We start from the raw sequence: 25,630 nt of genomic DNA on the forward strand, positions 1-25,630 counted from the left end.
CGCTGGCGGAGGCCGCCCCCCGCCCGCCGCCGCTGCGGCCGCCCCGGCTCCGGAGCTTGCGGCGCCGCCGGCGACCATCTGGGCGGCGGCGACGCCGGCCATGGTCATGCCGCCAACCACGAGACCCGTGCCGACGGCCGCGCCGGCGCCCAGCTGCGGCCCGCCCGACACCAGGCCTGAGGCCACGCCAGGCCCGAAGATCGACAGGCCCAGCAAGGTCAGGGCGGCCAGGGCCATGGCCAGTACCTCTTCGAGGGTTGGCTGGCCGCTGGCGGCGCTGGTGAACTCGGAAAACAGCGAGGCGCCGATGCCGACGACAATGGCCAGCACCATGACCTTCACGCCGCTGGCGATGACGTTGCCCAGCACCTTCTCGGCCAGGAACGCGGTGCGGCCAAAGAGCCCGAAGGGCACGAGGACGAAGCCGGCCAGGGTGACCAGCTTGAACTCGATCAGAACCACGAAGACCTGAATGGCGATGATGAAGAAGGCGACGATCACCAAGAGCGCCACCACAAGCAAGATGACGATCTGGACGATATTCTCAAAGAAGCCCGGAAAGCCGCCCAACTCAGCCGCCGCTTCCAAGATCGGCTTGCAGGCCGACACCCCCAGGGCCGCCAGGCGCCCTGGCCGCAGGAAGTCCTCGGCCGAGACCCCCGCGCCCGAAGCTTTCAGGCCCAGGCCTGAGAAGCTCTTGAGCACCACGAGCGACAGGGCTTGGAAGTTGCCGATCAGGAAGGCGAAGAACCCGACATAGAGGGTCTTCTTGATCAGACGGGCTAGGACATCCTCGTTCGACGCCCAGGCCCAGAACAGCGCCGCCAGGGTGACGTCGATCGCCACCAGGGTGGTTGAGAGGAATGCCACCTCCCCGCTGAGCAGCCCAAACCCAGAGTCCAAGTAGCGGTTGAAGGTGTCGAAGAAACGATCGATGACGCCAACGTCGTTCATGACGCCGCTCCGCCGAAGAACCGCGCCCGCGCCTTGGCCCAGGCCGCGCGGCATTGCGCGTCCTGCCCGCCGGTCTCGCCCAGCGCCTGACAGCGGGCCAGCTCTGGATCGCGCGCCGCGGCCCTGACCACCGGGGCGGAAGACGGCTGGGGCGCCCCGTCCTTCAAGACCGCCGCGCCCAGCAAAAAGATGAGGGCTATCCCCCAGACGAAGAGCCGGGTCATGGCGCGCCTGCGCTCCCCATGAACTTGGAAAACCGGGCCTTGGCGTCGGCGCGCGCGGCGGCGCGGTCGGCCGCCTCCAGGGCCTGAGCCCTGCCCTGGGCGGCGCTGAGGGCAAGCAGGTCCGACAGCTGCTGGGCCTGGAGGGCGAGGAGCTGATTGCCGGCCTGGGCGGCCTGCAGGCCGCCGACGGCGCCCTGGCTTTGTCCCACCAACGCAGTCAGCTGATCGCGGCTGGCGCCCAGGCCACCGACGACGCCGGCCTGCACCTTCAGGGCGTCCTGGAACCCGGCCAACGCCGCGCTCCAGCGAGCGTCGGCGCGCTGGGTCAACACCGCGTCGCTCATCGACAGGTCCGCCGCGCCGTACTGGGTGCGAAAGGCTTCGCGGATCTGGGCGACGTCGAAAGCCAGGCCTTGAGCCTGCGCCAGGAGCCCGCGCGTGCGATCAACCTGCGCCTGTAGCGCCGCCAGCGAAGAGTACGGCAAACTGGCCAGGCTCTTGGCCTGACCGGTCAGCATCTGCGCCTGGTTCTGCAGCGAGGTGATCTGGTTGTTGATGGTCTGCAGGGCGCGGGCGGCCTGCAGGACGTTCTGGGCGTAGTTGGTCGGGTCAAAGACCGTGACCTGGGCCAAGGCCACGGAAGAGGCGGTCGGCCTAGCCGCGAGCAGGCTCGCGACCAAGACGATCGCCAGCCGGCGGCGGGTAGAGGTCATGACAATGTCTCCGGGGAGGCGTCAGGCCGGGCGGCCGATCCGCCCGGCAGGAGGTCGGCGGCCCAGGTCAGGCGCTTGGCGCGCAGCCAGGCGGCGGCGAAGCCTTGCTTGCCGTGGCTTCCCAGCACCTTGCTGATCAGGGCCTGGTCGGCCTTGCCCGAGGCCGCGCAGAAGGCCAGGGCCACGGGCCCGAGACTGAGGTCAAACAGGCGATCTCCTGCCCGCGATTGCAGGTAGTAGTCACGAGCCGGGGTCGCGCGAGCCAGGATCTCGATCTGGCGGTCGTTGAGGCCAAAGCGGGCGTAGGCGGCCGCGCCCTGCGGCTCGAGCGCGCGCGGATTGGGCAGGAAGATCCGGGTCGGGCAGCTTTCGATGATCGTCGCGGCGATGGCGCTGCTGGTCACGTCCGCCAGGGACTGGGTGGCGAAAACCACCGAGGCGTTCTTCTTGCGCAGGGTTTTCAGCCACTCGCGCAACTGCGCCCCGAAGGCGGGGTCGTCAAGCGCCAGCCAGCCCTCGTCGATCAGGATCAGGGTCGGCCGGCCATCCAGGCGCCGGGCGATGCGATGGAAGAGATAGGTCAGGACCGCCGGCGCGACCGCCGCCCGGGCCAGGCCCTCGGTCTCGAAGACCTGGACATCGGCCTCGCCGAGTCTCTCACCCGCGCCATCCAGCAATCGCCCATGCGGGCCGCCCAGGATGAACGGGGCCAGCGCGGCTTTCAGCGGCGGACTGGCCAGCAGCGCCACCAGGCCGGTCAGGGTGCGTTCGCGCGCCGGCGCGCTGGCCAGGCTGCCGAGCGCCGCCCACAGATGCTCGCGCACGGCCGGGGTGATGGCGACGCCTTCGCGGGCCAGGATCGCCGCCAGCCAGTCGGCGGCCCAGGCGCGCTCTTCGGGTCCATCGATCATCGCCAGCGGCTGAAGCTTGGCGGCCTTGCCGCCCTCACCGGCCAGGTCGTGGAAATCGCCGCCCATGCCCAGCACGGCCGCGCGACTGGAGGCGCCAAAGTCGAAAGCGAAGATCTGCGCCCCGGCATAGCGGCGAAACGACAGGGCCAGCATCGCCAGGAGCACGCTTTTGCCCGCGCCGGTCTGGCCCACGATCAGGGTGTGACCGACATCGTCGACATGCAGGCTCAGGCGAAACGGCGTCGAACCGGCCGTGCGCGCGATCAGCAGCGGCGGCCCGTCCAGGTGTTGGTTGCGCTGCGGCCCGGCCCAGACTGCTGACATGGGCGCCAGGTGCGCCAGGTTCAGGGTCGAGAGCGGCGGCTGGCGGATGTTGGCGTAGACGTGGCCGGGGATGGTCCCCAGCCACGCCTCGGCGGCGTTGACGGTCTCGCGAATGACCGTCAGCTCGCGCCCTTGGATGACCTTCTCGGCCAGGGCCAGCTTGGCGTCGGCGCGGGCCGGATCCTCGTCCCAGACCACCAGGCTGGCGGTGACATAGGCATAGGCCACCGCGTCGCCGCCGAGATCCTGCAGGGCCAGGTCGGCTTCCGCGGCCTTGTTGGCCGCGTCGTTGTCGACCAGGGCCGAGGGTTCCTGGGTCAGGGCCTCGCGCAGCAGCACCAGCACCGACCTGCGCTTGGCGAACCACTGGCGGCGAATCTTGGTCAGCAGGCCCGTGGCCAGCGTCTTGTCCAAGCACAGAGCCCGGGTCGACCAGCGGTAAGCGAAGGCCAGCCGATTGAGGTCGTCGAGCAGGCCCGGCGTCGTCGCCGGCGGAAAACCGACCAGCGTCAGGACCCGCAGGTGGGCGCGGCCAAGGCGCGGTTCGAGCCCGCTAGCCAGGGGCTGTGTCGCCAGCAGGCTGTCGAGATAGATCGGGGTGTCGGGCACGGCCACGCGCTGGCGCGTGGTCGAGACCGCGCCGTGCAGCATGCTCAGGGTCGCGGCGTCATCGAGCCAGGCCAGGCGCGGCATCAGTCCGTCGAGCAGGGCCAGAAACCGGTCGGTGCGATCGACGAAGGCGGCCAGCTCGGCGCTCCAGTCGATGTCGGCGCCACGGCGGCCTTCGACGAACAGCCTTTCGAAACGACCCCGCTCCTGGGCTGGCGGCAAATAGCTCAGGGTCAGGAAGTAGCGGCTCTCGAAGTGGTCGCCGCTGTCCTGGAAATCGGCGCGCCGCTCTTCATCGACCAGAGCCGAGACCGGGTCGGGAAAGACGCTATCGGGATAGGACGCCGAGGGATCACGGCGCGCCTCGATGAAGATCGCCCAGCCCGAACCCAGGCGCCGCAGGGCGCCGTTCAGGCGGGCGGCGACGGCGGCCACCTCGGCGTTGGTTGCGCTATCGAGGTCGGGGCCCCGGAACTCGGCGCTCCGCTGAAAGCCGCCGTCCTTGTTGAGCACCACGCCGGGCGCCACGAGGGCGGCCCAAGGCAGGTAGTCGGCCAGCCGCGCGGGGCGTGTGGCGTATTCGCGAAGGTCGAGCACGCTCTAGACCCCCAGATGGGCCGGCAGACGCACGTGGCGGCGGCCGACCTCGAAGATCTGCGGGTCACCGCGCGCGGCCCACACCGCCAGGCCATGGCCAAGCAGCCAGACCAGCAGGCCCACGAGCCACAGGCGAAGACCCAGCCCCAAGGCCGCGGCCAAGGTGGCGTTGACCAGGGCGATCGCGCGCGGGGCGCCGGCCAGGAGCATCGGCTCGATCAAGGCCCGATGGACGGGCGCTGCGAACCCCAGGGCGCGATCACCAGCCATCAGACCAGCGCTCCGCCGCCGAACGAGAAGAACGACAGGAAAAAGGAGCTGGCGGCGAAGGCGATCGACAGGCCAAAGACGATCTGGATCAGCTTGCGCGATCCGCCCGAGCTCTCGCCGAACGCCAAGGTCAGGCCCGTGACGATGATGATGATCACAGCAATGATCTTGGCCACCGGCCCTTCGACCGACTCCAGGATCTGCTGCAATGGCTCTTCCCAGGGCATGCCCGAGCCGGCTGCCTGCGCCTGGGGGCTGATCAATGTCAGGCCCAGGGTCAAGCCGGCGAAGATCCAGGACTTGGGCCTGGGAAGCCGGTCACGAACGGACGTGCGGGACGGCAGGCAAAACGCCCTGCAGGCAGGCATGGGCGCGCGCGGCAAGGCAAGGCGCGTGGACACGAGACCATCTCCTTCAACGATGTCTGGGGTTTAAGGCTCTTAGGGCCTCAGACGGGGCTGAGCTGATAGGCGCCGTCGGGCGCCTGGCCCTCCAGGCGGACAAGCTCGATCAAGCGTCGCTGTCGGCCACGCCCGGCCAGCACGGCGATGACGTCGATGGTCTGGGCGATCAGGCCACGCGGCACAGTGAGCACCGCTTCCTGGATCAGCTGCTCCAGGCGCAGCAAGGCGCCCAGGGCCGAGCCGGCATGTAGCGTGGCCACGCCGCCCGGATGCCCCGTGCCCCAGGCCTTGATCAGGTCCAGCGCCTCGGGCCCGCGCACCTCGCCGATGATGATCCGGTCGGGACGCAGGCGCAGGGCCGAGCGCACGAGGTCGGTCATGCTGACGAGGCCGTCGCAGGTGTTCATCGCCACCTGGTTCTGCGCGGCGCATTTGAGCTCGGGCAGGTCCTCGGCGATGATCACCCGGTCGCCGCTCGCCGCGATCTCGGCCAGCAAGGTGTTGCCCAGGGTGGTCTTGCCGCTCGAGGTCTGGCCGGCGATCAGGATGTTGTCGCGGCCCCGCACGGCGGCGGCCAACACCTCGCCTTCCCGCGCCGTCATCACCCCGTCGCGGACATAGTCGTCGAAGGAAAAGAGCAGGCTGGCGGGCTTGCGGATGGCGAAGCTCGGGGCGGCCACGACCGGCGGCGCCCAGCCCTCGAACCGCTCGCCCGAGCCTGGGAGTTTGGCCGATAGTCGCGGCCGGCCAGAATGAATTTCGGCGGCCACATGGTGGGCCACCAGACGCAGGATACGCTCAGCGTCCTCAGGAGAAACTGTCAGGCCAGTATCGATCTGGCCGCCCTCGAAACGGTCGACCCACACCCGGCCGTCAGGATTAAGCATGACCTCGGCCACGCCGGGATCTTCAAGCCGCGCCAGCAGCAGCGGACCAAGGGCGGTGCGCAGCATCTGGCGGCTGCGCTCACGTCCTGTTTGGGCTTGGGCGGCTTGGGTTTCGGAAAGGTCCACGGCAGGTCCCCGTTGGCTACGGGGATGAGTAAGAAGACCTATGCTTGGCCGATCTCAACAGCCAAATCGGTCGATCGTACCGTGGGCGTACAAAGACAAGCTGAGATCGGTGGCGTCTGTGGCCAGTCTAGGCCGACAGCACCCGTACGGCGGCGACACCCCCTGCCTGTCTGCGCGGTCCAACGGACCGATGCGCAAACGACCACGCAGCCGCCAGGAGTTCGACGGCCACGGCCTCATCGATCTTCGCCAGCTGCAGGAGCACGATGCCCGCCTTGCGTCGCCGGCCAGGTTCTGGCGCGACGCCGTCCCCCAGGGACAATGCCCAGGCCTGACGGGCGGGCGATATCTTCGCCCCTCGAAATGTCCCGCGCACCACTTCGCATCGCGCAGCTTCGCCAGCGAGGGAAAGTGTCGCCATACAGCGCTACAAATAAATTGACTCACGCACCATAAGAAGTGAGCGTAGGGTCGAAATCTAAGACCGCTCCCAGGGCGGCCGGGTCAGACAGGGAGATAACGATGACCTATTCGAAGGGGCGCGTGATCCACGACGCCGACAGCCACACCATGGAGACGGCCGAGTGGCTGGAGCCCTATCTGGAGGGCGCGCATCGCGAGAAGCTGGGCTCGCTCTATTCGGAGCGCGAGACCGGCCGCCGGATCGTCAAGCTGATCGACCAGGCCAAGGCGCGCAAAGGCGACCCGGCGGCCGAAGCCGCCGCCGCCGAGAACCCGATCGCCGGCGCCAAGGGTTGGCTGGGCTACGGCGCCTTCGACACCGACGAGCGCATCAAGGCCCTGGACTGGCTGGGCTTTGGCAGCCAGCTGGTGTTCCCGACCTTCGGCCTGGGCGCGGTCACCAAGGCCGAGGACGAGGAGACCATGTACGTCGCGGCCCAGGCGCTGAACCGCGCGCAATGCGCCTTCTGCGCCGTCGATCCGCGCCTGGTGGCCGTCGCCTTCGTGCCGCTGGACAATCCGCTGCGCGCGCTGGCCGAGCTGGACGCGGCCCTGGAGATGGGCGCGGGCGCGGTGATGTTCTCGGCGTCGCCGGCCGGCGACCGCTCGCCGGGCCACCCGGACCTCGACCCGTTCTGGCGTCGCCTGGAGGCGGCCAACGTGCCGTTCATGCTGCACATCGGCCCGGGCACCCGCACCCAGCCCAAGCCCTTCCACAACAACGGCCGCGAACGCGCGCCCGACCTGCACGGCGGCGGCGAGAACCTGCGCTTCGCCGACTACATGTGCCTGTGGTACGCGCCGCAGGAGTTCCTGACGGCGATGATCTATGACGGCGTCTTCAACCGCTTCCCGGCGCTGCGCGGCGGGGTGATCGAGTCGGGCGCCGGCTGGGTGCCAGACTTCCTGCGCCAACTCGACTATTCCTACGCCTCGTTCCGCAAGACCGATCCGTACCTGCAGGAACTGGACTTGAAGCCGTCGGAATATCTGCGCCGCGCGGTGAAGTTCACGCCCTTCCCCAGCGAGGATGTCGGCCGGATGATCCGCGACGCCGGCGCCGACCTCTTCCTGTTCTCCAGCGACTATCCGCACCCGGAAGGCACGCCCGACCCGATCGGCCGCTTCGAGCGCTCGCTGGGCGGGCTGGAGGAGGCCCAGCTCGACGCCTTCTACCGCCGCAACTACGAACAGATGATGGGCATGCAGGACAGCGCGGCCAGCATCGCCGCCGAGTAACGTACCGGCGCCGTGGGATTGCAATTGGCGGTCCCGCGGCCCAACCTTGGCCCATGCGCGAAAAGACCTCGGCCAAGTATTCCCGCCAGCAGCTCTACGACCTCGTCTGGTCCAAGCCGCTGGCCGGCGCGGCCGCCGAGGTGGGCCTGAGCGCCAACGGCCTGGCCAAGCTCTGCGACCGCCTATTGATCCCCCGCCCCGCCCGCACCCACTGGACGCGGCAAGGGGCGGCCGCCGCGCCCGCGCGACCCGCGCTGCCGCCGGCGCCCTCCAGGACTGCGCCCGAGATCATCGTCGGCGCCGAGCAGTTCACCGCCCGCCGCGCCCGCACGCGTCTGTCGCCCGGGGACCGGCGCGACCAGCTGATGGACACCGCGGTCGGCATCATCCTGGCCGAGGGCCTGGCCGAGGTGACCCTCAAGCGCGTGGCCCGTGACGCCGGGATCAGCGAAGCCCAGGCCCACAACTGCTTCGCCGGCCGCGCCGACCTGCTGGCCTCGCTGGCCCGGCGCGAGCTGGCCGCCCTGGAGCAGCGCCGCCAGCTGCAGATCGCCCGGGGCGAGGACAACCTGACCCGCATCATCCTGTCGACCCTCGGCTATTTCCACGAGGCCATCGCGCGCGGCCCGACCCTGCAGATCCTGATGCGCGACGCCGAAGTGCGCGAAAGCCTGCAGGACGAACGCCAGAAGGCCGCCGAGATCGCCGTCGAGCCGATCGTCGAGTCGCTGGGCGCCCGCTACGGCATGAGCCGGTCCGTGGCCTATGGCTCGACGGCGGTCCTGACCGCCGTGACGCGCCGCGCCGGCGGAATGCTGGCCTCGGGCCGCACGACCCTGGAGGTCGCCGAGCGCCTGTGCCTGCCGGTGATCATCGCCGGCGCCAACAGCAACGCGGCGGCCGCGCGCCAGGACGCGCCCTAGGCCGTCCGCGCTCCGCGCGGGCGAACCGAATCGATCCCGTTAGACATCAGGCGCGCGCACAGCGCCTGGGCCTCGCCAAGGTCGAGCGCCCCCTCGAACACCAACCGCCCGGCCTCCTCGGGAATGGCGACCAGCAGCTCGATCAGCACCAGGGCCTCATGCGCCGAAAGCCGCAGGTCGCGCCGCGCCGCGCGCGCCAACCGGGCGATCGCGGCCACATGCCCCCGCGCCTTGCCGCCGCGTGCGCGGGCCTTGGGAAGGTCGCGGACGGCGACGTGCACCACCGGGCCATGGCGCGCGACGTGATCCAGATAGACCCGCGCGGCGGCCATGGCGCGCGCGCCAAACTCGCCCGACTCCAGCGCCGTGGCGAGGCCAGCCTCGCCCAGCCACTGCATGCGCCGCTCCAGCACGGCCTCGGCCAACTGATCGGCGTCGGGGAAATAGGCATAGACCAGCGCCCGGCTGGCGCCCATGGCGTCGCCGACCCGCTTCATCGAGATCGGCAAGCCTCCGGTCTCGATCACCAGCCCATCGGCGATGTCGAGGATCTGCGCGATGCGCGCGGGCGCGCTCTTGCGGCTGCGAAGCTCTTCCTGGACGTCCATGGACCCGATGTTGGCCACCGCCGCGCGATTGTCAAACCCCGCCACGCGCTCCGTCAGCTCCGGATACCGTCCGCACGAAACGCGCCACTATTGGTTTGCATGTAAACTCTCTTGACGAGGACCTCATCCGTACCTTCTATTCGAAATCAAGGCCGCGCACATCGCGCAAGAAGGCCACGGGGAGGATCATATGACCTTGTCTTCGCGCGCCCGCCTGTGCTCCGGCGCGGCATTATTAGCGTTTGCGTCATTTTCAACGGCGCAGGCCCAATCCAGCTACGCCCGCCCAGCCTCGCCCGAGCAGGTCGCCCAGGTGGACGAGATCATCGTCACCGCCACGCGCCGCGAACAGGCGCTGTCCGACGTGCCGCTGGCCATCTCGGCGGTGGGCGCGCAGGCGCTGCGCAACTCCGGCGCCACCGACGTGCGGGCGCTAAACCAGCTGAACCCGTCGCTGCTGGTGTCCTCGACCGGCTCGGAATCCAACACCTCGGCCCGCGTCCGCGGCATTGGCACGGTCGGCGACAACGCCGGCCTCGAAAGCTCGGTGGCCATCTTCATCGACGGCGTCTACCGCTCGCGCACGGGCGTGGGCCTAAACGAGCTGGGCGAGATCGAGCGCGTCGAGGTGCTGCGCGGGCCGCAAGGCACGCTGTTCGGCCGCAACGCCTCGGCCGGCCTGCTGCACATCATCACCCGCAAGCCGCAGTTCCAGACCGAGGGCTACGCCTTCGCCAGCGTCGGCGACTTCCGATACCGTCGCCTCGAAGGCGGCGTCACCGGGCCGATCACCCCCACCCTGGCCGGCAAGATCGAGGGCGTCTGGGAAAAGCGCGGCGGCTTCTACACGGACGTCAACACCGGCGCCGAGATCAACACCCGCGACCGCTACTTCCTGCGCGGCCAACTGCTGTGGGAGCCGACCGACACCTTCTCGGCCCGGCTGATCGCCGACTATTCCAAGCGGAGCGAGTCGTGCTGCGGCGCGGTGTTCGCCACCGACAAGATCGCGCCCGGCAACTCCGCCCTGCTCGACCCGAACGTCAACGCCGCGGTACGGGTGCTGACCTTGGTCGCGCCGGCCACCGTCGATCAGCTCTATCCCTCGCGCAACGATCCCTATGACCGCAAGGTCGCTGTCTCGCCGGGCACGACCTTCGCCGGCACGACCAAGGATCGCGGCGCGTCGCTGGAGCTGAACTGGAAGCTGGCCGGCGCCGAGGCCACCTCGATCACCGCCTATCGCAACTACAACGGCGCCCAGGGCGCGGACGCCGAGTACAATCTGGTCGACATCCTGCACATCGACCGCGAGGGCTCGGGCCGCACCTTCAAGACCTTCTCGCAGGAGCTGCGCCTGCAGGGCGACGCGTTCAACGACCGCCTCGACTGGCTGGTCGGCGGCTTCTATTCGCACGAGACGCTCGAGGTCGGCAGCACGCTGAAGTTCGGCGCGGAGTACGGCCCGTTCTCCTCGTGCCTGATCGTCAACGGCATCAACCGGGCGCTGGTCGACGCCAACGCCGCCGGCTGCCTGACCCCGACCGGCCGCGCGGCGCTGGGCGGCGCGGCCTCGCCAACCGTCCAGGCGCTGGACCTGCTCTATTCGATCCAGAACATGGGTGACGACCGCACGCGCTACAGCCAGACCAGCAAGAGCGCGGCGATCTTCACCCACAACATCGTCCACCTCACGCCAACGGTCGATCTGACCCTGGGCGCCCGCTACACGCACGAGAGCAAGGATTTCTCGGCGGCGTTCCGCAACACCAACACCGTCTGCCCGCGCGTGCGCGCGCTGCCGGGCGTCAGCGCCGGCATCGTGGGCCTGGCCTGCCAGGGCAACTCGACCTCGGAACTGAACAGCCTGAACCTGGCCGACAGCCACAAGGAGAGCGAGATCACCGGCACAGCGGTGCTGTCGTGGAAGCCGTCCGAACCCTTGATGGTCTATGGCAGCTACTCGAAGGGTTACAAGGCCGGCGGCTTCAACCTGGACCGCTCGGCCCTGGGCCCGGCCACCACGGTGCTGACCAACGCCTCGGTGGCGAAACTGCGCTTCGATCCGGAGAAGGTCGACGCCTTCGAGCTGGGGGCAAAGTACAGTCAGGGCGGCCTGTCGCTGACGGCCTCGGCCTTCTACCAGCGGTTCGACAACTTCCAGCTCAACACCTTCGACGGCACGGTCTATATCGTGGCCACCATCAATGGCTGCGGCGCGAACCTGAACGGCGGCGACCGCGATACCAGCGCCACGACCGGGGCCTGCGCGCCGGGCGACGTCAAGGCCGGCGTCATCGCCAAGGGGGTGGAGCTGGAAGCCGCCTGGCGGCCGATGCAGCATCTGAGCCTAACCTCGGCGGCCACCTATGCCGACACGAGCTATGCCGACCAGCTGGTCGGCGACGCGATCGGCTCGCCCCTCAGCCCGTCACTGTCGCGCCTGCCCGGCCAGCAGATGTCGAACGCCCCGCGCACGGTCTTCACCAACGCTGTGACCTGGACGCCGCCGATCGGGTCGTCGGGCTGGACGGGCCTGGCCTATGTCAACGCCCGCACCAGCAGCCATTACAACACCGGCTCCAACCTGGCGCCGAACAAGGTCCAGAAGGGCTTCACGGTGGTCAATGCGCGCCTGGGCCTGCGCGCGCCGGACGAGAAACTGGCCATCGAGCTGTGGGCGCAGAACCTGCTGAACCAAGACTACGCCCAGGTGATCTTCGACAGCGCCTTCCAAGGCTCCTACTCGGCCTATCTGGGCGATCCGCGCACCTGGGGCGCGACGGTCCGCGCGCGCTTCTAAGGCCCCTACCTCGGGGATCACTCGGGCCTCGGCGTTCGCGCCGAGGCCCTTTTCTTTTGGATGTTTACGCGACCGAACCGAGGTCCAGCAGCTCCAGCTCGTGACCGTCCAGGTCGACAACGAAGGCCAAGCGCGCCGCGCCCAGGCTGCACGGCGCCAGACGGCTGGTCCCGCCCGCCGCGAGGACGCGATCATGGACGGCGTCGACATCGGTGACACTGAAACCGATCGGACCACTGGCGTTGCCCAGCGCCAACACGCGGCCGTCGCGCCAGCGGCACAGCACGATGCTGCCGCCCACTTGGCCCGCCGGCGCGCGCAGGATCAACTCGTCGAACGCCGGCGCGGCCATTCGCCCGCCCGGGACCAGGCCCAGCGCGTCGGCGTAGAAGGCCGCCGACCGGTCGAGGTCGGCGACGAAGATCTTCAGGAAGCTCTGGGCGACACTCATGCCTTCACCGCCGACAGGATGGCCGCGACGGCGGGCTGGGCGTCAGAGGCCTCAACAGCGCCCGCCTCGCGCTCGGCCAGCAGGCGCACGTTCTCGGCGTGGCGCTCGCGCGTGATGCGATAGCCCAGGAGGCAGGTCATGCCGACGCCGTACAGCACCACCAGGGTCGGGGCGTAGACCAGCACCAACCGCGTGACGACCTGCGGGTCCACAGTCGCGGGGCTGGCGCCCTTGGGAAAGGCGACGACGCTGAGCAGCAGGCCCGAGACGAACACGCCCAGGCCAGAGACGCACTTCTGGACGATGCTGTTGGCGGCGAAGAACAGACCTTCGGCCCGGCGACCCGTGCGGACGGCGCTGTCGTCGATGACGTCCGACAGCATGGCGGTGATCATGATCACCGACACCACCCCGCAGGTCCAATAGAGGGTCTGGATCGCCAGCAGCGCGGGCACCAGAAGCTTTGAGCCCTCGACGGGGAACCAGCCGGCCATGCGCAGCGCGAACGGCAGCAAGCCCAGCACGACAGTCACCGCCAGCAGGACGATCGCCGCCTGCTTCTTGCCCAGCAGCCGCGAGAGGCGCGGGGCCAGCGGCAGAGCCAGCAGCGAGCCGATCAGGGCGTCCAGCGCCAGGAACGCAATCTGGCCCGAGCTCAGCTTCCACCAGTAGGTGGCGAAATAGAGCGCCAGGGCGCTGACCACCCCGGTGCCGGTGAACTTGATGACCCCATAGGCCATCAGGGCCAGGAAGGAGCCGTGCCCGAGACTCTGGCGCATTTCGCCCAGCACCGCCCCCAGTGTCCGGCGAGGCCGCGCCGGCGGCTGGCGGAAGGTGGCGATCCGGCCGTGAGTGCCGGCGGCCGAGACGAGGATCGACAAGGCCATGACGATGGCCGCGGTGACGGCGTAGCGCCACCACCCCTCCGGATTGAGCAGGCCCACCGCGTGATCGGCGTCAGGGCGCAGGAAGACTTTCAGGGTGACGATGTAGAGCAGCGATCCGCCGACGATCGCGAACATGTAGCGATAGGCCATGATCGCGGTGCGCTCGTCATAGTCGGCGCTGAGCTCGGGGCCGAGGGCGGAGCTGGGGATCTCGTAGAGCGCGATGAAGCTGCGCACCAGGATCGAGGTCACGACGATGTAGCCGAACAGCGCGCCGTGCGACCAGCCGGCGGGCGGCATGAACAGCAACAGGAAGCTTCCTGCGGTCGGCAGGGCCGAGGCGTACATGAACGGATGCCGCCGCCCCCAGCGCGAACGCAGGCCGTCCGACAGCTGACCGATCAGCGGATCCAGCAGGGAGTCGGCGACCAGGGCCAGCAGGATGGCGCTGGCCACCAGACCGGCCGGCAAGCCGACGACCTGATTGTAGTAGATCAGCAGGAACGACTTGAAGGCGCCGTCCTTGACCCCGTAGGCGATCGATCCGAAGCCGTAGAACAGCTTGGCCCCGATCGGCAGACGCTCACCGCTTGCTGCGCGCATCATCGTTTCCTCCATCGCCCACTTAGCGTGGACATTGAAGGAAACGATGGCATTTATGGTGCGTGAGTCAAACGACTTATCTTAGAGAATTACCGACATTTCGACAGCCACAACCCCAGACGTCCCGCCCCATACTTGAGCGATTGACAGTCACCGGACCACCGGCTTCCAGCCACCCAGCACGAACTCGGGCCGGCGATAGTCCTCAATCGTCCGAGCGTCCTTCGGCAGCGCCAGCATGCGCATCGCGGGATGCCGGCTGGAAAGGTCGACAGGCTTGCCCGCCAAGTCCCTGGTGTTGAACTCCAACAGCCGCAGGTTCGACCAGTCGAAGGTGGCGCGATCCTCGACCGCGCCCCAGCCCTCGGGTGGAATGCCGTCGATCTTGCTGTCGATCAGCACGAACTCCGCGTAAGGAAAATTGGCCATCGGCGAACTGGCCGGGCCGTTGCGCGGCAGGCGGCCGAACGTGCCCTCGGTCTTGCGCCCTTCGGGATTGGACGCCGTGATCGACCAGGGCAGCGGCTTGTCGACATAGATCAGCTTGGAGTCGACGAAGACGTTGCCGTGCTGCCCCTTCGGCGTCCGGGTCCAGGTGAAGGGCCCTACGGACTTGATCGTGCAGCGCAGGCAGTACAACGCCGCGTAGCCGAGGATCGTGTCGCCATCGCCCGTCAGCGTGCTGTCGACCATGTAGATCGAGCCGTAGGTCGTGAAGGCGTCGCCCGAGCCGTTCAGGGTCATGCGGTCGACGATGTTGCGCTCGCCACGCAGCAACAGCGCCTCGGCCTGGCCGATGAAGTCGTTGCGGATCGTGAAGGTCGACAGCTGGATGTCGCTCGCCTCAGTCACCGTGAACGCCGGGCGGATACGGTTGAAGGCGCTGTTGTTGGGATAGTGCACGACCACGCCCTCGCGGCTCTCGCCGCGCAGGATCAGGTTCGACTTGCCCTTCAGATAGACGATCTCCTGGTAGTCGCCGTTCTTGATGAAGATCGTCAGCGGCTTGGCCGAGGCGGCGGGCGCGAAGTCGATCGCGCCCTGCACGGTGTTGAAGTCGCCCTTGCCGTCAGCCGAGACGATCACCCGGTCGACGCCGGCCTTCGGTGGCGTGGCCTTGGTGGTGAAGGTCCAGGTCCTGGGGGCCTCCAGCGGTTGGCCGTCCACCGTGGTCAGGACCTGCGGATCGAGCTTCACGACATAGGTCCGGCCGTACTTCAGCGCGCCGTTGTGCGGATGGATGGTCGCGCGGCTCGCCTTGGCCGTGACCGGGAAGAAGTGGAACCACGCCCCACCGACCTGGACCGCCTGGAACTCCGGATTGTCCGGGCCTGCGGGCTTGGGCGGCGCGGGCGACTTGGTCTCGCCCGTCGCGCTCTTGGGCCGGCCATCCGGGACCGGCGAGGCCGGGATCGCCAGGTCCAGGACGTCGACCACGCTGTTGTCGGCGGCGTCGAGGATCTGGACCTTCCCCGAGGTTCCGACCTTGGGCGGCGCAGAGAAGGACAGGACCAACTGGGTGTCCGGGTTGACGTTCTTGGCGCCCGCGGCCGGGAAGAGTTTCGGCGCCGCCGCGCAGGGCATGGCCAGCAAGAAGGCCGCCGAAGCGATGAGGGTCGTACGCATGATCGTTTCCATCAGAAGGTCATCCGGACGCCGACGTTGAACTGGCGCCCGGTCGAGGCGTACTGCGTCACGACCGGATTGCCGTCGAAGGCGAAGCGGTTGGAGGTCTGGTTGGTCAGGTTCAAGGCTTCGACCACCAGCGACGCGCCCTTGAACAGCTCGTAGCTGAACGAGCCGTCGATGTTGGTGGTGGACTGGCTGCCGGCAAAGTCGTTGATCAGCGGCGTCAGGCACATGCCCGGCTGGCAGCTGCCGCTCTGTAGCGGATAGGTCGAATAGTACTTCGAACGATAGGCGGCCGAGACCCGGGCCGTCCATTTGGGAGTCTCATAGTAGAGCGTGGCGTTGACCGAGTCCGGCGAGGCCCCCAGGAACGGCGCCTTGCCGATCTGCTGGGGACGGACCGGCGCCGTCGCCGAGCCTGTGTCGATGATGTACTTCAGCTCGCTTTCGATGTGGGTGTAGTTCACCTGCGCGCCGAAGTTCTTCAGGAAGCCCGGCAGGAAGGTGAAGTTCTGCTGGTAGTTGATTTCGACGCCGCGGATGTAGCCGCCAGGCGCGTCCAGCGGCAGGCTGAAGGCAAAGTCGTTGTTGCCATCGATATAGGCGCGCTGGGCGTCGCCGGCCGCCGTCGAGGCCGTGATACTGGCGCGCAACTGAGCCACGACGCCAGGATCGAGATAGTCGCCCAGTTTGCCCTGAGCGAGAACGGTTTGCGGGAAGGACTTCACGTCCTTGTTGAACACCGCCACCGAGATCAAAGCCCCACGAGCAAAGTACCACTCGTAGCTCAGGTCCAGATTGTTGGCCCGGAACGGCGAAAGCTTGGTGTTGCCGCTGGTCACGGCCCCGCCGGTGATCGCCCCCGCGGTCGTGGGCACGGTGAACGTGGTGATGCCCGGCGCCAGTTGAGCCAGCGACGGACGCGACATCACCTTGGCCGCGCCGAAGCGGACCAGCATGGTCGGCGTCAGTTCGAACACCGCGTTCAGCGACGGCAGCCAGTCGTTGTATTCATTGGTGTTGGTGATGCTGGCCAGCGTGGGTGTCAGGCCGTTGGCCGTCACCTTGGTGTTGGCGTAGCGCACGCCGACATTGCCGCGCACGTCGATGCCCAGCAGCGAGCGGCTGTAGTCGTACTGGACGTAGCCACCCGTGTCCTTCTCGGTGATCTGATAGTTGAGCCCCGGGCTGCCGCCGTACGACAGGCGGAAATCGCCGTACTTGTTGACGCAGTCGCAGTCGAAGCCGAACACAGCGGCCATCTTCTTGTTGTCCGGCGCCCAGAAACGGGTGGTCGTGCCGGCCGGAACCTTCAGCCCCTGCCCCCATTCGATGACCCGCCCGGTGGCCGCCACGGTGCTGCCAGCTTCCAGCAACGTCGGCGAGACCGCTTCGTTGGAGGCCCGGCGCAGCTCGGAGGTGTCAAAGCCGAACTCGCGGAACGCGGCGCCCCACTTGATGTGGTCCTCGCCAAAGGCGCGCCAGTTGAAGTCGGCGCGCAGGTTCTTGAAGGTGTTCTTGGTCTCGCGCGCCTGAACCCGCAGGACCGACAGCCCCTTGATCGTATCCCAGTTGCTCGGATTGGCCGCGTCGAACCCGAAGTTCAGGATCGGCATGGGCCCATCGCCCCGAGCGTCATAGACGAAATAGTCGTTGCCCGGCGCGCCCTGGCCGCTATCCAGGCGGCTGAGGTCGGAGAGCAGGCCCAGGCTGCTGTTGCTCGACTCCGAATAGCCGCCCACCACGCTGAGCTTCAGGTCGTCGGTCAGGTCCTGGTCCAGGGCCACCGACAGTTGCTTGAAGGTGGTGGTGTACTGGTTGGCGTCGTTGGCCGACCGGTAGTCGATATTGCCCAGCTTCATGTAGTCGGCGACGGGCGTCTTGGGGTTCGAGGTGTCGACGTGGGCGTCCATGATCCGCGTCGTCGGCTTGCCGATCAGGGCGTCGAACAGCGCCAGCCCATTGGTCGTGGCGACGTACCCCTTGGATTGCGGGTTGTTGTAATAGTCGTAGGCGTTGAGGTTGTACGGATTGGTGCTGTTGGCGAAGCCCGGCAGCACCGCGCCATTGCCACTGGTCCCCTCGCAGGCGATGGGCCGCACCAGGCCGGTCGTCGAACACGACGAATAGAGCGCCGCCGAACCGGTCGTGGCGGTGTTGTAGCCCGTCACCGTATTGCCGAACCGGTTCAGGCCGATCGTCGAGATCTGGTAGTAGTTCGACGACTGCTTCAGGCGCGAATAGACCCCGTCGACGCTGATCAGCGTGCGATTGGTCGGCTTCCACTGCGCCGAGGCGGTGAAGCCCGTCCGTTCGGTCTCGATCTCCTGGTGGTTCAGGGTCGGCAGCGTCGGAACGATGACCGTCGAGCCGGCCGTTGTCTGGGTCGCAACGCCGTTGACCAGTTGGCGGATCGCCCCGCCGTTCGGATAGATCAGGGCATAGGCGGCCGGATCGGAGCCCCGCTGGGCGTTACAGGCGTCCAGGCGCGTGATGTTGACGCCCGGAATGACGCCATTGAGATTGGGCGCGATGGCCGTGCCGCCATCGCAGACGGCGGTCGACGGCGCGGCGAAGCCTTCGCGCTCGGGAATGCCGGCGGCCGGCGAACCCGCGGTCAGGGTCGGCGTCGCGAAGGGCCGCGAATAGGCATAGTCGTAGGAAGCCGGCCCGCGGCTGTAGCCGTCGCTCGAGCGCCGCGCCTTGTTGTAGACGCCCGAAACTGAAAGCCCGACGCGGCCGATACCGGTGTCCCATTGGTCGGCGATCAGGCCAGCCAGGCGCGGGTTATGGTGCTTGCCGTTCTCGTAGTAGCCGTCCTGCACCGACAGGCTCAGCTTGCGCCCCTTGTAGTCCAGCGGCCGTCCCGTGGAGAGATCGACGGTCGCGCCTAGCGACCCCTCGTCGACCTCGGCCGAGGCGGTCTTGCGCACGGTCAGCGAACTGAAGAGTTCGGAGGCGAAGGCGTTGAAGTCGAAGCCGCGCGAGCGATTGGGCGTGCTGCCGCTATCATTGCCGCCGGAGGTCGACAGCGCCTCCAGCCCGTTCAGGCGAACGCGCGAGAAGTCCGGACCCAGGCCGCGGATCGAGATACGGCGGCCTTCGCCGTTGTCGCGGTCGATCGAGACGCCCGGCAGGCGCTGCAGGGACTCCGCCAGGTTGGCGTCGGGGAACTTGCCGATGTCCTCGGCCTTGATCGTGTCCTGCATGTCGTTGGCGCGGCGTTTGGTTTCCAGCGCGCTGGCCACCGAGGCGCGATAGCCGGTGACCACCACCTCGGTGACCGTCTCGGCTTGGTCGGCCGCCGGCGGCGTGGTCTGCGCCAGAGCCGGCATGGCGATCGTCAGGCCGCCGGCCGCGATCAGGGCCGCGCACGAGGCGCGTGTCATCAGTTGGTCGAGCATGGAACTCCCCTTCCCTTTCGTGTGTCGTTTCCTCGCCGGTCCTTGGTCGGACCGGTCGTCGTGGTGTTGGCGTGTCTTGACGGTCAGTCGCCGTGGGTGCGGGCCCACTCGGCGTAGCGGGCCAGCACCGCCGCGCCCCAGTCGCCGTACCAGCCGTACCCGCCACGGCGCTCCTTCTCGACCTGCGCCAGCTCGTAGCGGATGACCCCGTCGCGGCCGGCGAAGATCGGGCGGTTGGTCCCGATCTCATAGAAGCGGGCCCACAGCGGCGGAGCGGTCTGGTCCTCTCGCACGAGACGGTCGCCGTTGCCGTACTCGACCCGGATCCCGTTGATCTGGGACCTGCGGTACCAGCTTGCCCCGGTCCTGATCGCCGCCTTCACGGCGGGGCTGGGCTTGTCGAGACTCATCAGCAGCATTAGCACGCCGGCGCTCTCGCTACCGCTGATCGCCACGGGCTCGAAGGCGCGCGCCGGGCGCGGGACCAGGCTGATCTCGTCATATTGTTGGGCCCAGGCGGTCGAACCGATCTGGGTCTTGAGGATGAAGCCCAGCGCGCGGTCGAAGGCGGCTTGCGCGGCGCCGCGACGTGGCGTCGACAGCACCTTGAAGTCCGGCGCCGTCGCCACCTCGCGCAGCAAGGTCATCAGATCGACCACCTCATCGTCATTGAAGGTCGCCTGGTGGTCGTAGGCGTTGACGAAAACCGGCCAGGAATGGGGCCAGCCGCCGGTCGGATACTGGGCCTCCAGGATAAAGCCGAGGCCGCGATCGATCGCCTGGACATAGTTCGGATCAGGCTGCGCCTTCTGCAGGCGGGCCAGGAAACGCATCTCGTTGACGGTGGCCTTGATCAGCGCCGCGCGGGTCCCCCAGGGGCCAACGGCGGCGGGATCACCGATGTTGGGCTCGCTGACCGTGTTCATCAGCGGCCAGCCGCCGCTGATCGGATCCTGCCAGGACAGGATGTTGTCGGCCATGACCCGCGCTTCAGGACCGGCGTACCAGGCTTCGGGCTTGGCCTTCGCCGCCGCCCACCAGGCCGTCGGCATATTGCGATTGGCCTTGCGCGCAGCGTTGGCGGCGGCGACCGGATCGCCGGCTGGCGGCGGAGCCTCGGCGAACTGGCGGGCCATGAAGTCAGCCATGACTTGAAGGTCCCCCGGCAGCAGGGTGTGGCCGCCCTTGTGCATGTAGAAGGCCAGGTCTCCGCTCGGCGCAGCCTCGGCGGCCGGCTGGACGTCGCCGACGCCGGCCTTGCCATAGAGGGCGTAAACGGGGCTGGCGGCCTTGGCGGCCAGATATTCGCCGCGCGGGTCCGACCAGGTGTCGGTGTCGCCCGTCACCAGCAACATCGGCCGCGGCGCGATCAGCGACAGCAACATGTGACTGTCGACCGGCAGGTCCTTCACCCGGTGGGCATAGGTGCGATAGCGCGGCGCGAACCAGTAGCCGTAGCGGCTCGGATCGGTAATGGCGGCGATGGTCTCTCCATAGTCGCGCCGACTGAGCGCCGCTCCGCCCTCGCCCGAGATCACCGGCATGACGAGCGCGATGCGAGGCTCCTGCGCCGCTGCCCACAGGGTGGTCTTGCCCAGACGCGAAGCCCCCGACAGCGCGATCCTGCGCGCGTCGATGGCCGGGTCGCTCGAGAGATAATCAACAACGCGCGACAGACCCCAGCCCCACGCGCCGATCGCGCCCCAGGCTTCGGGACCGACCTGCGGACGGAACAACGTCCGCACGCCAAAAGCCGCGCCGCCGTCGAAGTCCGGCTCGACGTCGCCGTAGTAGACATGGGCGACGGCCAGGCCGCGCTCCAGGAACGGCTTGGGGTCGAAGCCCGCCAGCAAGGTCGCCTGGCGGCCGAGCACGCGTTTCTTCTCGCGCACGTTCCAGCCGAAACCCTCCTCGATCCCCGGATCGTCGAACACCAGGACGTTGGGCGAGAAGCCGATATGCAGCAGCACCGGAACCGGCCCGTTGGCGGCGGCCGGCGTGTAGAGCACCACGCGGATGGTCGGATCGGCATGACCCGCGAAGGTCAACCGCGCCTGCGTGCGCTTGGCCAGGCCGCCGAAGCTCGTGACGCCGGTCTCCCAGGCGTCGGTCTTCATGGGGACGTAGGTCTTTGGCGTGCGGCCGAACTGGTTGGCGCGGAACAGCTCCAGCACCTCAAAGCGTCGCGCCTTGGCCCAGGTGGCTGCGTCCCCCACCAAGGCGCCGCTTTCCAGCCTCAGCGGATCGGGCAGGACATAGGCCCCCACCTTGCTCTCGTCGGTGTTGCCCTTGACTGCGACAGCCTGGGCGCAGACCGGCGAGACGCCCAGGCACAGGGCCAGCGCCAAGCCCCTCAAAGAGTAGGGACCGGCCGGAAGGCGACCGGTCCCCAGTCGGAGGAGGAAATTCGAAAAGGCAGCGACGGACACCCCGGACCGGCCAAATACAGTCGAAGCTGACGCCAGAAGCAGGATCGCTGGCGCGCGCGCCGTCCTGGTCGTGTTCCTCATGCCCGCCTCCCCTTTTCGTCTTCGCCGGACCCAAGAGACGCGCATCCGGCGCTTTTTGCCGCCAGATCAGGGCGACACCGGTGTCAGAGCCTCCCAGAAGAGGAGCCGAACAACCGTTTGAGAAAGACAAACACGAACACGGTTTGCCGTCAACAGTGACCGCCAATCGCGCCCTTTTACCAATCCAACTGGACAGAGATTGGGAATTGCCCTCATTTGCCGTTCAAGATGACGGCAAATTCAGATTCAACCCTCGGTCGAAACGGCAAGGTGCGGGGTCCGCACGCCGAACGCAGCGCGGCCATGCGCCAGCGGCTGGTCGATGCGGCCATCGCCTGCCTGCATCGGGTCGGCTACGCCGCCACGACGACCCAGTTGGTCATGGAGGAGGCCAGCGTCAGCCGGGGCGCCATGCTCCACCACTTTCCGACCAAGGTCGATCTGATCATCGCGGTGGCCGAGTCCGCCGCCGCCCACCAGGATCGCTACGTGCGCCGCCGACTGGCCGCCGTGCCCGAGGGCATCGATCGCTATCTGGCCATCACCGAGGCCACCTGGGAGGTGATGCGTGAACCGCCGGCCATCGCCCTGATCGAGATCATCATCGCCTCGCGCAGCGATCCGGCCTTGGGGGAGCGCTTCCCAGCCATTGCCGGCGCGTTCGAGACCAGTCAGCGCGAAGGCGTCTGGCAGATGGCCAACGCCCTGGGGGTCCGCGACCAGGACGCGATCGAGCGCATGGTCCGCCTACACCGCGCCGCCATGCGCGGCTTGGCCATCGAAATGCTCTTCACCAGCGACCGCGCCGCAGCCGAGGACGCCATGGCGCTTCTGGAGTGGTACAAGCAGTATCTGACCGGAAATTTGCTCACCCGAGGAGAGGCGCCGCTGTTTGGTGGCTCGGAGAGACAATAGCGCCCAATCCGCCTCTAGCCGACATTGCTCCAAGCCCGAGGGATCGAACGGTCACCGCGCAAATCTGCACTGCGCCAATTGCTGCCATTGGCGTATTTGCTGGACCTGGTCATTCCGACGGCTCGTCGCCCGTCCCTCCCTCGCGCAGGTCAGCCTCGCCTTCGCAGCATCAACCGTCGGGATGGAGCAATAATCCGCCAGGAATCTCGATCGAAATCGTGGTCTTGGGGGCGTCTATCGCGTCGGCGAGCGCCTCGCTTTGCGCCCCCCCCAGATCTGCGATCTAGGCGCCATCGACGCCCCCGATGATCATGCCAGTCTGGACGTGCACGACAGTAGGGTTTCCGACCAGCCAGAGCTCCAGGGCGGCCATGAACTGCGCGTGCGCGTCACTGGGCTCGAAGCCCTGCGTATGGGCGGCCAGATCACGCCATTCAACCTGGAGAAGGTAGAGATCCGCCTCGTCGAGCGTTCGCACGAGACGATGCCGCAAATAGCCGTCTGCATCGGCCAGTAAGGAAACGACGCTGGCGAAGGCCGCCTCGAACTTGGGGCCGCAGCCCCGTTCGACGCCAAACAAAGCAAACTCCGTCACCATTAGAGTTCTCCAGAGCGCTGGCCATCCGGCAAAGCCAGGGTCTCGCCCACGACGTCGATCACGACCTTGCCCCGCAAGCCCCTGGCAGAGCCGTTCTCGAGAAGATCGTGGGCCTCACCGATCCGGGCGAGCGGCAGTGTCGCCCCGATGACCGGCTTTACGAGACCGCGCTCGACCAGCGCCGTGAGCGCATCCAGCTTGCCCTGGTTCTGGCGGGTGAACACGAAGTGGTAAGAGGCGTTCTTTCCCCAGGCCTCAATGAGGTTCTGTGGTTGAGCGATGTCGACGAGACTGACCACGCGGCCGAACGGAGCGAGGGCCAGAGGACTCCTGGCGAGGGTGTCGCCCCCGATGGTGTCGAACACAACATTGACGCCGCGGCCGTCCGTCATCCGGGTGACTTCCTCGACATAGTCGTTCGTGGTGAAGTCGATCGCCTCATCAGCACCCAGAGACCGCACGAAATCATGGTCTTTGGCGAGCGCGGTCGTGATGACCCGCGCGCCAATCGCCTTGGCGACCTGGATCGCGAGCGTGCCCACGCCCCCTGCGCCGCCGTGAATGAGGATCACCTCTCCCACGCTCAGCTTTGCGCGTTCAACAAACGCCTCCCAGACCGTTCCGCCCGCAAGTGTCAGGCTGGCGGCCTCGAGATGGCTGAGGTTACGCGGCTTGCGGGCGACCAGGTCCACATCGACGACATGCTGCTCGGCGTAGGAACCGGCGGCGCCGAAGATCTTCGGCGTGTAGTAGACTTCATCGCCGGGCGCGAACTTGGCGACCTCGGATCCGACCTCTTCAACAACGCCCGAGACATCATGGCCGGTGATCGCGGGCAGTTGCACGTAATCTTTGTAGTCACCGCGGCGGATCTGGTAGTCGAGCGGGTTCACGGCGGTGGCATGGACGCGCACCCGAACCTGCTGGGGCCCGACAGCTGGCACGGGCGCGTCCCGCAGCTCGAACGCATCCGGCCCGCCAAAGCGGGTGAGCACGGCGGCCTTCATGGTCTTGATCATCGTGTTTCCTTCTCTTTGAACGGACTTGCGGCTCAGTGCTTCTGGCCAGGGCTCGCAAAGCCGGCGGCGCCCGGCTCGCAGGTCTGAACCTGCCGATCGACGAACATCGGCGGAGACTTGCCCTGCGGACCGGCCTGGCGAAGTTCGCGAACGGTTTCTGCGCGGCATTCCCCGCGCGCCGCTAGGGCGGGCCCGGCGGGGGGCGTGGCGCAGGCGCTGAGCACCGAGACGGTCGCGATCAGCCCCATGCCCGATTGCGACAGCCACGACCGAACCGAACGCCGCTCCCAAGGCCTGCGCGTGGACGCCTGGCCGACGACCGGAGGATCGGCCGCTTTTGTCTTCTGGATAATCATCGCCTGTGCCTTTGACTTTACGGCCGGCTGTACCGGGGCCGTGTTCGTCGCTATCTGACTTCTCGGGGCGATCGACGGTAGTTGGTCAAATCCAGAAGCATCTTCAAGAAAACATTGAAAGTGGCGCATGGACGTCGATGATCTGAACCTGTTCGTCCGCATCGCCCGGCTCCGGAGCATCAGTGCGGCCGCCCGCGATATCGGCGTGACGCCGGCAAGCGCCAGCGCCCGGCTGGCGGCGCTGGAGCGGCAGCTTGGGGCCCGCCTTCTCCATCGAACGACCCGGCAAGTGACCTTGACCGAGGATGGTCTCGCCTTCCTGCCGCACGCCGAGCACATGGTGTTTGCGGCCGAAGTCGCTCAAGCTTCGCTTGGACGCCAGCATGCCGCGCCTCGCGGCACGTTGCGGGTTGCAGCGCCGGCGTCCTTCGCACGGTTGCATATCGTGCCGGCGCTGCCCGATTTTTGCGGCCGATATCCCGACCTGGCCATCGACCTGCGCATGTCCGACAGCGTCGTCGACCTCGTCGAAGGCGCCTTCGACGTGGCGGTCCGGTACGCCGAACTTGGGGACTCGTCCTTCGTCGCGCGCCGGCTCGCTCCAGACCGGCGCGTACTGGTGGCCTCGCCCGACTATCTGGAACGACACGGTCGCCCCAAGACCCCCGACGATCTTGTCGATCATGCCTGCCTGGTGGTCGGCACGCTCGATCTGTGGACATTCAGGAGCAAGGACGGACAGGCGATCGAGCGGCGGATTAGCCCTTGCCTGCGGATCAATGACGGTGTGGCCGTGCGCGACGCCGCCAGCGCGGGGCTCGGGATCGCCCTGATGGCGACCTGGTGCGCCCCAGACGAGCTGCGTTCGGGCCGCCTCGTGCCGGTGCTCACGGAGTATCCGCTGGTTTCGACCCAGACCCTTTGGGCGCTCTATCCCAGCTCGCGCGAGTTGGCGCCGAAGGTGCGGGTTCTGATCGACTGGCTGACCGAGCGCTTTGGTCCTGAGCCCTATTGGGACCAGGACCTAGAAAACATTCTTCAGCCCCGATGACATTTACGAACGGCGATGGCCGTCGCTGAGCGCCTGGATGCGCGCAATGACCTTGATCTCAAAGCACAATACACTCGACCGCCTCGACAAGTTCGTAGCGAAAGCGGACATTGGCTCACGTTGGCCAATATGAGCCCCAGGCCCCCAACTTTA

At 67.7% G+C, this 25,630-nt stretch carries 21 protein-coding genes; 6 read left to right on the forward strand and 15 right to left on the reverse strand.

The annotated features are described in order from the left end of the window. From trbL to trbB, 7 genes are all read right to left on the reverse strand, one after another. On the reverse strand, positions 1-954 hold a 954-nt coding region (trbL, locus tag AC07NF_RS25775; protein ID WP_494655335.1), incomplete at its 3' end, for a P-type conjugative transfer protein TrbL. Then, complete coding sequence (gene trbK-alt / locus AC07NF_RS25780) at positions 951-1,178, reverse strand: putative entry exclusion protein TrbK-alt (RefSeq protein WP_494633875.1); 228 nt, start codon at positions 1,176-1,178, stop codon at positions 951-953. The genes trbK-alt and trbL, both read right to left, overlap by 4 nt. Continuing rightward, complete coding sequence (trbJ, locus tag AC07NF_RS25785; RefSeq protein WP_494633877.1) at positions 1,175-1,891, reverse strand: P-type conjugative transfer protein TrbJ; 717 nt, start codon at positions 1,889-1,891, stop codon at positions 1,175-1,177. Before trbJ ends, trbK-alt begins: the two co-directional genes overlap by 4 nt. After that, positions 1,888-4,332 carry a conjugal transfer protein TrbE gene (gene trbE, locus AC07NF_RS25790; protein ID WP_494633879.1) on the reverse strand — a complete coding sequence of 815 codons (2,445 nt, stop codon included), beginning with the start codon at positions 4,330-4,332 and terminating at the stop codon, positions 1,888-1,890. The genes trbJ and trbE overlap by 4 nt, the downstream gene beginning before the upstream one ends. 3 nt (positions 4,333-4,335) lie before the next feature. Further along, a complete protein-coding gene (locus tag AC07NF_RS25795; protein ID WP_492811873.1) occupies positions 4,336-4,602 on the reverse strand; it encodes a VirB3 family type IV secretion system protein in 267 nt (88 codons plus the stop codon). Beyond that, complete coding sequence (locus tag AC07NF_RS25800; RefSeq protein ID WP_494633881.1) at positions 4,602-5,003, reverse strand: TrbC/VirB2 family type IV secretion system protein; 402 nt, start codon at positions 5,001-5,003, stop codon at positions 4,602-4,604. Before AC07NF_RS25800 ends, AC07NF_RS25795 begins: the two co-directional genes overlap by 1 nt. 47 nt (positions 5,004-5,050) lie before the next feature. Further along, a complete protein-coding gene (trbB, locus tag AC07NF_RS25805) occupies positions 5,051-5,959 on the reverse strand; it encodes a P-type conjugative transfer ATPase TrbB (protein WP_494633923.1) in 909 nt (302 codons plus the stop codon). A 582-nt stretch (positions 5,960-6,541) separates the two neighbouring features. Here trbB and AC07NF_RS25810 point away from each other — a divergent pair. Together AC07NF_RS25810 and AC07NF_RS25815 are read left to right on the forward strand one after the other, a co-directional pair. Continuing rightward, positions 6,542-7,720, forward strand: coding sequence for an amidohydrolase family protein (locus tag AC07NF_RS25810; RefSeq protein WP_494633883.1), 1,179 nt, complete (start codon positions 6,542-6,544; stop codon positions 7,718-7,720). 53 nt (positions 7,721-7,773) lie between these two features. Beyond that, positions 7,774-8,643 carry a TetR/AcrR family transcriptional regulator gene (locus tag AC07NF_RS25815; protein WP_494633885.1) on the forward strand — a complete coding sequence of 290 codons (870 nt, stop codon included), beginning with the start codon at positions 7,774-7,776 and terminating at the stop codon, positions 8,641-8,643. Here the strand turns inward: AC07NF_RS25815 and AC07NF_RS25820 are convergent. Next, positions 8,640-9,296: a TetR/AcrR family transcriptional regulator gene (locus AC07NF_RS25820; RefSeq protein WP_494633887.1), complete on the reverse strand. Its 657-nt coding sequence runs from the start codon at positions 9,294-9,296 to the stop codon at positions 8,640-8,642. The genes AC07NF_RS25815 and AC07NF_RS25820 overlap by 4 nt on opposite strands. Positions 9,297-9,441: 145 nt before the next feature. On the opposite strand from AC07NF_RS25820, the gene AC07NF_RS25825 reads away from it, so the two are divergent. Further along, positions 9,442-12,054 carry a TonB-dependent receptor gene (locus AC07NF_RS25825; RefSeq protein WP_492811882.1) on the forward strand — a complete coding sequence of 871 codons (2,613 nt, stop codon included), beginning with the start codon at positions 9,442-9,444 and terminating at the stop codon, positions 12,052-12,054. A gap of 64 nt (positions 12,055-12,118) precedes the next feature. Here AC07NF_RS25825 and AC07NF_RS25830 read toward each other — a convergent pair whose 3' ends face one another. From AC07NF_RS25830 to pelA, 5 genes are all read right to left on the reverse strand, one after another. Further along, positions 12,119-12,505 (reverse strand): VOC family protein, encoded by a 387-nt coding sequence (locus tag AC07NF_RS25830; protein WP_492811884.1) that lies wholly within the window; start codon positions 12,503-12,505, stop codon positions 12,119-12,121. Continuing rightward, positions 12,502-13,998 (reverse strand): MFS transporter, encoded by a 1,497-nt coding sequence (locus tag AC07NF_RS25835; RefSeq protein ID WP_494633890.1) that lies wholly within the window; start codon positions 13,996-13,998, stop codon positions 12,502-12,504. Before AC07NF_RS25835 ends, AC07NF_RS25830 begins: the two co-directional genes overlap by 4 nt. Positions 13,999-14,145: 147 nt before the next feature. Then, entirely contained in the window at positions 14,146-15,621 is a 1,476-nt protein-coding gene (locus AC07NF_RS25840) for a pectinesterase family protein (RefSeq protein WP_492811886.1), read from the reverse strand. A gap of 11 nt (positions 15,622-15,632) precedes the next feature. Then, positions 15,633-19,028, reverse strand: a complete 3,396-nt coding sequence (locus AC07NF_RS25845; RefSeq protein ID WP_492811887.1) for a TonB-dependent receptor — start codon at positions 19,026-19,028, stop codon at positions 15,633-15,635. 83 nt (positions 19,029-19,111) lie between these two features. Beyond that, positions 19,112-21,376 (reverse strand): pectate lyase, encoded by a 2,265-nt coding sequence (pelA, locus tag AC07NF_RS25850; protein WP_492811889.1) that lies wholly within the window; start codon positions 21,374-21,376, stop codon positions 19,112-19,114. A gap of 432 nt (positions 21,377-21,808) precedes the next feature. On the opposite strand from pelA, the gene AC07NF_RS25855 reads away from it, so the two are divergent. Continuing rightward, positions 21,809-22,453: a TetR/AcrR family transcriptional regulator gene (locus tag AC07NF_RS25855; protein ID WP_492811891.1), complete on the forward strand. Its 645-nt coding sequence runs from the start codon at positions 21,809-21,811 to the stop codon at positions 22,451-22,453. 283 nt (positions 22,454-22,736) lie between these two features. Here the strand turns inward: AC07NF_RS25855 and AC07NF_RS25860 are convergent, their stop codons facing one another. Both AC07NF_RS25860 and AC07NF_RS25865 read right to left on the reverse strand, forming a co-directional pair. Beyond that, positions 22,737-23,051, reverse strand: a complete 315-nt coding sequence (locus tag AC07NF_RS25860; protein ID WP_492811893.1) for an antibiotic biosynthesis monooxygenase family protein — start codon at positions 23,049-23,051, stop codon at positions 22,737-22,739. Then, positions 23,051-24,070, reverse strand: coding sequence for a zinc-dependent alcohol dehydrogenase family protein (locus tag AC07NF_RS25865; RefSeq protein ID WP_492811894.1), 1,020 nt, complete (start codon positions 24,068-24,070; stop codon positions 23,051-23,053). The genes AC07NF_RS25860 and AC07NF_RS25865 overlap by 1 nt, the downstream gene beginning before the upstream one ends. Before the next feature lie 204 nt (positions 24,071-24,274). On the opposite strand from AC07NF_RS25865, the gene AC07NF_RS25870 reads away from it, so the two are divergent. Next, a complete protein-coding gene (locus AC07NF_RS25870; protein WP_492811896.1) occupies positions 24,275-24,484 on the forward strand; it encodes a hypothetical protein in 210 nt (69 codons plus the stop codon). Positions 24,485-24,553: 69 nt separating this feature from the next. Then, on the forward strand, positions 24,554-25,477 hold the full coding sequence (locus tag AC07NF_RS25875; protein ID WP_492811898.1) for a LysR family transcriptional regulator: 924 nt from the start codon (positions 24,554-24,556) through the stop codon (positions 25,475-25,477). Positions 25,478-25,630: the final 153 nt, after the last annotated feature.

The sequence above is a fragment of the Caulobacter sp. GW821-FHT10A06 genome, assembly GCF_059415805.1.